Below are 6,906 nucleotides of genomic sequence, written 5' to 3'. Positions count from 1 at the left end.
CGGTGATCCTGTCTTGAGCTGCGGGCCCGCGTCCATGACGAAGGTGTTCGCCCGGTAAGGTGATCGAGGCCCGCGCCATCTGGACCTGTTGAACCTGCTAGACATGGCGCAGAGAACCAATTGTTAGCCGCGCACCGTGATTTCTACGGCGTCGGGGTCGACACCGAAGGTCTTCGCGAGCCGGCGCTTCGCCTCGGGGATCGTCAACAGAACCTCTCTACGCCGGAGGAGAGCGCGGGCATCGGCTTGAAGCGCAGCTTGCCGAGTTCGATGCCTATCCCATCACATCGAGGCGCGCCATTCAGCCGAGGCCGTAGGCGTCGTCGCGATGCGGCTGACCAGCGGCTCCCGTTTGAGCGCGGCCCGGCCTGGCAACGCGGCATGGAGCGCGGAGCACGGCCGGCTGGTCGTCGCCTGTTCCGCATGCGGTCATCTGGGGCTGCTGGAGCGCGAATCGCGCGAGATGCTTCACCCGAAGCGCGTTGCCCGGCGTGCGGCGACCACTCGGCGCTCGCGCATTGAAAAAAGGCCTGCTGCGCCGGGCCTCAAGCGGGACCGGAATAGCTCAGAGCGACCCGCCGCGCGATCATGATCAGTTCTTCGATTCAAGTTCGAGTTCCTCGCCGTCGTGCGCGCCGTCTGCGGGCGCCTTGACGAAGAAGACCGGCCGAGCGCGCTGGGCTTTCGCCTGCGCCTGGAGCTTCACGCGCGGTCCAGAATCAACTGGAAGACGGCGTTCGTGTATTCCTCGGTGCAGAGCCGCGCATCGAGGCGCTCGGCGCCGCGATAGACCTGCCGCAACGTGAGCGGCCTTTTAGGAAAAAGTCATGGCTGGACTCCGATGCCTCCGACGCGGCTTTTGCGGGCTTGGCTTCGCGCCGCAGGCAGATCATGGGTCGTCACGATGCTGATCGCAAAATCCGAGTCCTCGCTGAAGGCAGTTGCAAGCGCCCAGATTTCTTGTTCAGTGACCCCCATGGCCTCCAGCGGCAGCTTGATCTGCCGCAGCGCAGATTCGAATTTGCTTGGCCTGCCGGCCGGATTCGGGCTCGGGGCGCCTTTCTTGAACTGACCGGCGCTCACAGCCATGCTCCGTTTGAGACCTTGCGCAGCGCATCGCTGGGCTAATAGATCGACCCGAGGTTGTTCTCATTCCGCGATCGGCGGCAGCGAGCCGCAGGGCGCGCACCTGTGCCGTGAAATGCGCCTCCAGCAACCGCACGCGCTCGACCAAGCCATCGACCTCGGCGCGACGCTTGGCGGCCACCAGAGCAGCTTCCGCATCGACGACGGCCTGTGCTGCTGGGCGGCGGGCGCCTTCGCTGCGACGGCGGCCTCCAGCGGCACCAGCATGCGGCTCAGGTCTTCGAGGTCCAGCCCGAGCGCGTGCATGGTGGCGACATCGCCGGGCTGCTCGTCGCCGGTAGCGCGGCGGGCGCGGATGGCGGCCAGTTCGAAGTCCTTGGGCTGCAGGCGAGCGCGCAATGCGTCCCGTTCGGCGACCGCGGCACGGTGCGGGACCTGTGCGCGCTCCAAGGCGAGACGGGCTCGCGGCAGTTCCTGGGCGGCGAGTGCCACGATCGGCGAGTCCAGGGGCGAGGGCAGTGGTCGGCGAGGGGTGCCGCTTCGATAGCTTCGATCACTCGGGCGACCGCATCTTGCGCGTCTTCGACGACCGTCGCTTCTGCGACATGGGCCGCGCGGCACTCGTCCGCAGCGGTAACGCTCACCGCCTGCGCGGTTGCAGCCTGCTCGGCGGAGAGCACATCGCGGCCAGCAGCCAGTTCCGCTCGTGCAGCGGCGTATCGGCGCCAGCGATCAGTGCGATTTCGAGAGCTTCTGCGGCAAGTTGAACGGCCTGGTAAGTGGTGCTGACCGGTGGACGACTTAGGTATGAAATTGATGTATTCATGCGGCCTACTATCTCGTCACGACTCGCGTTTCGACGAGTTATCTGCCTGTTCCGCGTGACTTGCGACTTCCGCCACCCCTCCCGATCGAAGACCACCTCGACCGACGTACGAAACCGGCCTGCACCCATCACCGTCGGAGACGAAATGTCTCGCGGGGATGAATCAGGGTCAGGTCAACAGATTTAAAAAAATCTGCGTTCGATTCCCCGCCAGCGCCCGCTAGGACGTTTCTTTCTACAATCTCGTTCACCGGCTGGCTTCGCCAACGCAGGTCGACATGCCGAGAACAAGAAGCGGCACTATTTGGAGGGTACTTTGAGGCTATTTTCGAAACTGTGTGTGCTGAGTGCCGTCTTCTGCACTCTCACGTTGGGAGGTTTGCTGGGGTGGCCCAGTATTACCAAGGCAACTCAGAGTTCTGACGCTGCCCCCGCGCCAGCTACATCTTCCAGCGCGCCAAAAGCTCTTCCAATTCCGGCAGCCGAGCCGGCACCGGCGGCGAAAAGTTTCGCCGTCAGTTCGGCGGGCGACGTGATCGATGTTGCAAGGTTGGTGCTCGAAACCACCAGGGAGCAAACGGCAAGTGTCACTAGCCTGATCGAGCGGGCCGCGACCGTAATTGTTGTCTTTTTCACACTCCTCGGCGCCATTGCGACGGCATTTGGGTGGCACAAGTTCAATGACATGAAAGTCGCTGCTGATCAGGTACTTGACAAGTATCGCGGTGACATGGCGGCTGCGCAGCAGAATGCCGCTGCACTGCATACGGAGTTCGAAGAAAGCCTGGAGAAGGCGATGATCGCCACGCGCAAGGAAATGAACGGCCAGATTGAGCTTATGGCTGCACGCGTTGAACTAGATCAAGCCATAAACGGACAATTTGACCAGATGCTGGCGAATCGGATGCTAAATAATGCCATTAAGCGCATTAGTTCCATTCTTGAGGGTCAAGAAATGTCGACGAAGGCCAAAATTCGCGGCCTTGCTGACTTGGCTTATGCCAGGAAGCGCTTAGGGGACGTTGAAAGCGCTTTTGAAACGGTTCACCAAGCGGCGGACCTTGCCAAGGCGGACGCACCCACCATGTTTCCCTTGCTAGCTTACAACGCCGCTTGCTATGCAAGCTTGCTGAACAAGCCTGAAGCTGTCCAGTGGCTGGGAAAGGCCATTGCTGCCGATTCTCAATACAAAGAAAATGCTGTCAAAGACTCTGACTTCGGAAGCATCAAGGATTCAGAAGCCTTCAAGGCGTTGACAAATTAAAAAGCCCGCGCAAGCGGGCTTTTTTTCTGATGGGGCAAACCTTCAGATTGAAACTGGATTCAAGTCCTTTTGGTAGCGAATCTTCATGGTTGCCTTTCCTTTCAGTGTGAGAAGCTAGTGCGTAGAGCGATTCGATGAATCGCTTGGCTAACAGTATCAGGTCAAATCGAAACTTTGCAACGCAGGCGCGATTGAAAATATTTATCGCTCCCTGTCCTTGCGCAGTGACAGCCAACACGCCATGCAACCTGATAGTGTACCGCAGTCGGTACTCATCTGTAGGATGAACGCTCGTTCTCACTTCGCTCAGCTCTCGTTCAGAGGAAGTGACCTCACCCCCTCACCCTAGCCACCAACCGGGTCTCGTCGGCGTCGAGACGCTGTGTGAGCTTGGAGGTGAACCCTTCCAAGCCGAAACCGTCGCACACGTCCTTGGCGACGAACCAGGGCTCGCCGTCGATTTCGAGGGCGCGGATGTTCAGGGAGCGCCACCCACCCATGCGGCCGGCCTTCTACTCTGGAGATTCCGGCAGCGGTCCGATCGGGAGATCACCCTCCGGCTCGGTTGACTCAATCGAGGTACTCGGTCCTTCTTGCGCCTGCGCAATCAAATCGGCTCCCGCGCTTGCATCCAGTTCTGGGGCGGCCCATGTCACAGCACTTCGATGCGTCGCTGCGTCAACCACCTTGTCTACCATCTCCGCCAAGGACAAGGTCGTCTCGACCCGCGGGCGACCCCTCATGGGAGGATCGGAGGTCACGTCCAAGAAGCGTACGACTCCGCGCTCAAAGCCTGGGTCCCCGTGGTTGTAAAGCGCGACGAATGCGGCATCGCAGCGTGAGGCGTGCGCGGYCATGGCCGCGTCAAGTCGACCAGTTCTGGCCCGAAGCTTGATCACCGCGTTGGCGAAGGACGATGGGCCTCTATCGGAATTCTTGTCATCGCAGCTTGCAAGGGGCAAGAAGAAGATGCCTACCATGAACGCATGAGGCAAGTGCTCATGCACGACGCGCAATTCGTCTCCAAGTTCGTACAGGCGTCCGGTGAGATTCTTGTCGTAATTGTTCGCGCCCGCGTCCACGAAGTTCAGGCCCTTCAGGGACGCGCCGAGTTCCAGTCCGAGTACTTGATCAGCGACGGTCACGTCGATTCGCTTCTGTACCCCGGCGCCAAGCGGCGTCAGGGGTTCAGTACCCGACTCGATTGAAAGCGGCTTCACCGTCTTCTTGCGGAGTTCCTTATGAGTCCGAAACTGCTCCGCGATGGCGACCGCACAAGCATTCGCGAAGAGGGCACTCCAACCACGCTTTTTATCCTGTTTTGCCTCCGGAGGTGGCCGGTCTCCGGCATAGTCCAAGGCGGCAAGAATGCCCTTCTCAGCTTTGAGATCTGCCCAATTCATCAGAGCCGATCAGGCAACTGCTCGCTGTCGATTGCGAACAGCTACGGCACGCGTCTGCGGGCTGGTCGATGGAACATCCATCATCTTCAGGTGCTTCTTAAGGTCCGCAACGAACTCCGGTTGAAATCTCAGACTGGAGCGCGAGACTCGTTCGAGGAAGCCAGCAGTAGCCCGATGGGAGAGCGGCATGGCCGTCCCCGTGTCGACGATGTCGGTGAGATGTTGATAGGCCTTGGAGACGGGCCATTGACCGGCGGAAAAACTCCAGACCTTACCCTTGTGACCATAGGCTGCATCAGGCCACTTGCCCGTGCCGCCCCATGGCTGCGACTCGATGACGACCTCGCCGGGTTTCAAGAGTCGCCCAGCAAGCCAATCGGCGACCCCAACCGTGACGGCGTTGCCCACGAGCTTCCAGCGCGGCCCGTTTCGGCGGGCATCCTGAGCCGGCTCGGTCCAGCCAGGAGCGAAACCTTGCAACTGTTCAGCCTCTTCGATCGAGGGGAGCACGATTCGGCGTCCATGCGGCGCATTGCGAACCCAAATGGCTGGCGGCGATGGAATCCCGACCGTCGAGCCACCTTTCAGAGGGGGGACCGCATCCTGTGCCCAGCCCAAGCCCGTCAGGCCTTCCGTCCAATAGAAGCCGAACGCATCGTCACGGAGCCGAGCGGGCGAAGTGGGGCCGCTTTCGTCARCAAACAGGACTTCGCGGGGGTCGTGCCGGCGAGAGGCGACGAACAGGACGCGATGGCGGCGCTGCGGCACGCCGGAGAACCGGGAGTCCACCAGTCGATAAGCCCACTTGAACTTGAGGGCCTCAAGGCGCGATACTAAGTACCTCATCGCCGCCCCGTTATCGAGGACGAGCATGTTGCGGACGTTCTCAAGAACAAGCCACTCAAGCTCTTGCTTCTTCAGGAGGCGAAAGACGTGGGAAACCAAGCCAGATTCTTCGCCGCCGATCCCGGCCGTCCGACCCGCCTGCGACAGGTCTGTGCAGGGGAAGCCGGCTGTGACGATGTCAACCCCTTCCGGGATTTTCGAGAGGCTCTTGATGTCCTCATGCAGGGCAACACGGGGGAACCGAGCGCCCAGGACATTGCGGGAAGCGCCCCACACATCGCACATCAGTTCAGGTTCGACGCCTCGCTTGTGGAACGGCAGCTCAAGACCCCCGATTCCCGAGAACAAACCTGCTACTTTCATGAATGCGCTTCTCCCGTCCGCGTGTTGATGTTCGATCATCAATTGTGCCCTACCCGGGGCTTGCCCTTTTCCAAGAACTCGACGATGCGTTTGCCCGCTTGTCGCGAAGCTCGCATTGCCAGACGACGAGAACGTCCCATCCGAGCGCATGAAGCGCCGCTTCTTGGCACGGTCTCGATCCACGTTGGCGTTGAATTTGGCTTGCCAGAAATCCTGGCGTGTGGCCGGAGAGCGATCGGATTTCGTAAGGAGTTAAGACTCGCCATCACTTTGTCAACGGCTCTCCTCTTGGTAAATTGGTTCTGAGGTCGACCGCTGATATTGACAGGGCCCCGCCTTGGCCCTCGTAGCCTCGGTTGGTGGCCCCGCCATACCTGGCCTCACTTGCTCGGGGCTTGGAGGCGAGCCGCGCGACGCTCAAAGACCGCCATCCCCAAATACGATCTCCCAGAACAGCCGATCTAGCAACTCCGGGTTGCCGACTTCGCATTCCCAAATTGTGAGCACCCGCCATCCTGCGAGCACTAGGCGATTCACATTCAAGGCATCGCGAGCAACATTCGAAGCGAATTTGGAACTCCAGAACTCGGGACGCGTCGACGGAGTCGTCGTCATTTTGCAGCCGCCATGCCGGTGCCAGAAGCAGCCGTGGACAAAGACGACCGCTTTGTACAAGGGAAACACGATGTCTGGCCGGCCCGGAAGGCGGCGGTCGTGCACCCTGAACCGAAGCCCCGCCGCGTGAAGAAAGCGACGAACCAGCATCTCCGGCTGGGTGTCAGTCCCCCGGATGCCGCTCATCATCCTCGAGCGAACGACTGGGCTTACGATGTCCACGCGAATCCAAGGTGGGATGCCAAGGGTTTGGGCTACGATTGCCAAGATTGTGCCGTAGCAGCCCAACCGTTAGGAAGTGTCCGCCTGGTACGATCGGAGTCCGTCGTCAACCAGTGAGCTCCTGTCCTGCCATGCCCGTCCCTGTCATCGATCTTTTTGCGGGGCCCGGCGGGCTCGGCGAGGGCTTCTCTCGATCCAGTGCCCTCCGTTTCGAGATTGCCGTCTCGATCGAGAAGGATCCGATGGCCTATGAGACCTTGCTGCTCCGAGCCGCTCACCGT

Annotated in this window: 8 protein-coding genes; 1 reads left to right on the top strand and 7 read right to left on the bottom strand. The window is 60.6% G+C overall.

Features of this window, described 5'->3' with window-relative positions; genetic code table 11:
* Positions 1-825: 825 nt before the first annotated feature.
* The 3 genes from AC1DY5_RS36210 to AC1DY5_RS36200 form a co-directional block, all read right to left on the bottom strand.
* A complete protein-coding gene (locus AC1DY5_RS36210) occupies positions 826-1,083 on the bottom strand; it encodes a hypothetical protein (RefSeq protein ID WP_478119311.1) in 258 nt (85 codons plus the stop codon).
* A gap of 66 nt (positions 1,084-1,149) precedes the next feature.
* The gene (locus tag AC1DY5_RS36205) at positions 1,150-1,578 is read right to left on the bottom strand and encodes a hypothetical protein (protein ID WP_478119310.1); all 429 of its coding nucleotides are present in this window, start codon (positions 1,576-1,578) and stop codon (positions 1,150-1,152) included.
* 148 nt (positions 1,579-1,726) lie between these two features.
* Positions 1,727-1,912 (bottom strand): hypothetical protein, encoded by a 186-nt coding sequence (locus tag AC1DY5_RS36200; protein ID WP_478119309.1) that lies wholly within the window; start codon positions 1,910-1,912, stop codon positions 1,727-1,729.
* Between the two features lie 340 nt (positions 1,913-2,252).
* Between AC1DY5_RS36200 and AC1DY5_RS36195 the strand changes: the two genes are divergently transcribed.
* A complete protein-coding gene (locus AC1DY5_RS36195; RefSeq protein WP_478119308.1) occupies positions 2,253-3,176 on the top strand; it encodes a TPR end-of-group domain-containing protein in 924 nt (307 codons plus the stop codon).
* Between the two features lie 332 nt (positions 3,177-3,508).
* On the opposite strand, the gene AC1DY5_RS36190 is transcribed toward AC1DY5_RS36195, so the two are convergent.
* The 4 genes from AC1DY5_RS36190 to AC1DY5_RS36175 all read right to left on the bottom strand — a co-directional run bounded on the left by AC1DY5_RS36190 (position 3,509) and on the right by AC1DY5_RS36175 (position 6,625).
* A complete protein-coding gene (locus AC1DY5_RS36190) occupies positions 3,509-3,676 on the bottom strand; it encodes a BRO family protein (protein ID WP_478119307.1) in 168 nt (55 codons plus the stop codon).
* Positions 3,677-3,688: 12 nt separating this feature from the next.
* Positions 3,689-4,579: a hypothetical protein gene (locus tag AC1DY5_RS36185; protein WP_478119306.1), complete on the bottom strand. Its 891-nt coding sequence runs from the start codon at positions 4,577-4,579 to the stop codon at positions 3,689-3,691.
* A 9-nt stretch (positions 4,580-4,588) separates the two neighbouring features.
* Positions 4,589-5,827 carry a DNA cytosine methyltransferase gene (locus tag AC1DY5_RS36180; RefSeq protein WP_478119305.1) on the bottom strand — a complete coding sequence of 413 codons (1,239 nt, stop codon included), beginning with the start codon at positions 5,825-5,827 and terminating at the stop codon, positions 4,589-4,591.
* Positions 5,828-6,205: 378 nt separating this feature from the next.
* The gene (locus AC1DY5_RS36175; RefSeq protein WP_478119304.1) at positions 6,206-6,625 is read right to left on the bottom strand and encodes a very short patch repair endonuclease; all 420 of its coding nucleotides are present in this window, start codon (positions 6,623-6,625) and stop codon (positions 6,206-6,208) included.
* Between the last annotated feature and the right edge of the window lie 281 nt (positions 6,626-6,906).

The sequence above is a fragment of the Variovorax sp. P4_D9 genome, from assembly GCF_056401695.1.
Note: the sequence above shows the minus strand (reverse complement) of the source record. Positions and strands in the feature narration are given on the sequence as shown.

Excerpts from the sequence above, each read along its gene's own strand:
- AC1DY5_RS36200 (WP_478119309.1), bottom strand. The coding sequence starts at position 1,912 with ATGAATACATCAATTTCATACCTAAGTCGTCCACCGGTCAGCACCACT.
- AC1DY5_RS36190 (WP_478119307.1), bottom strand. The coding sequence starts at position 3,676 with ATGGGTGGGTGGCGCTCCCTGAACATCCGCGCCCTCGAAATCGACGGC.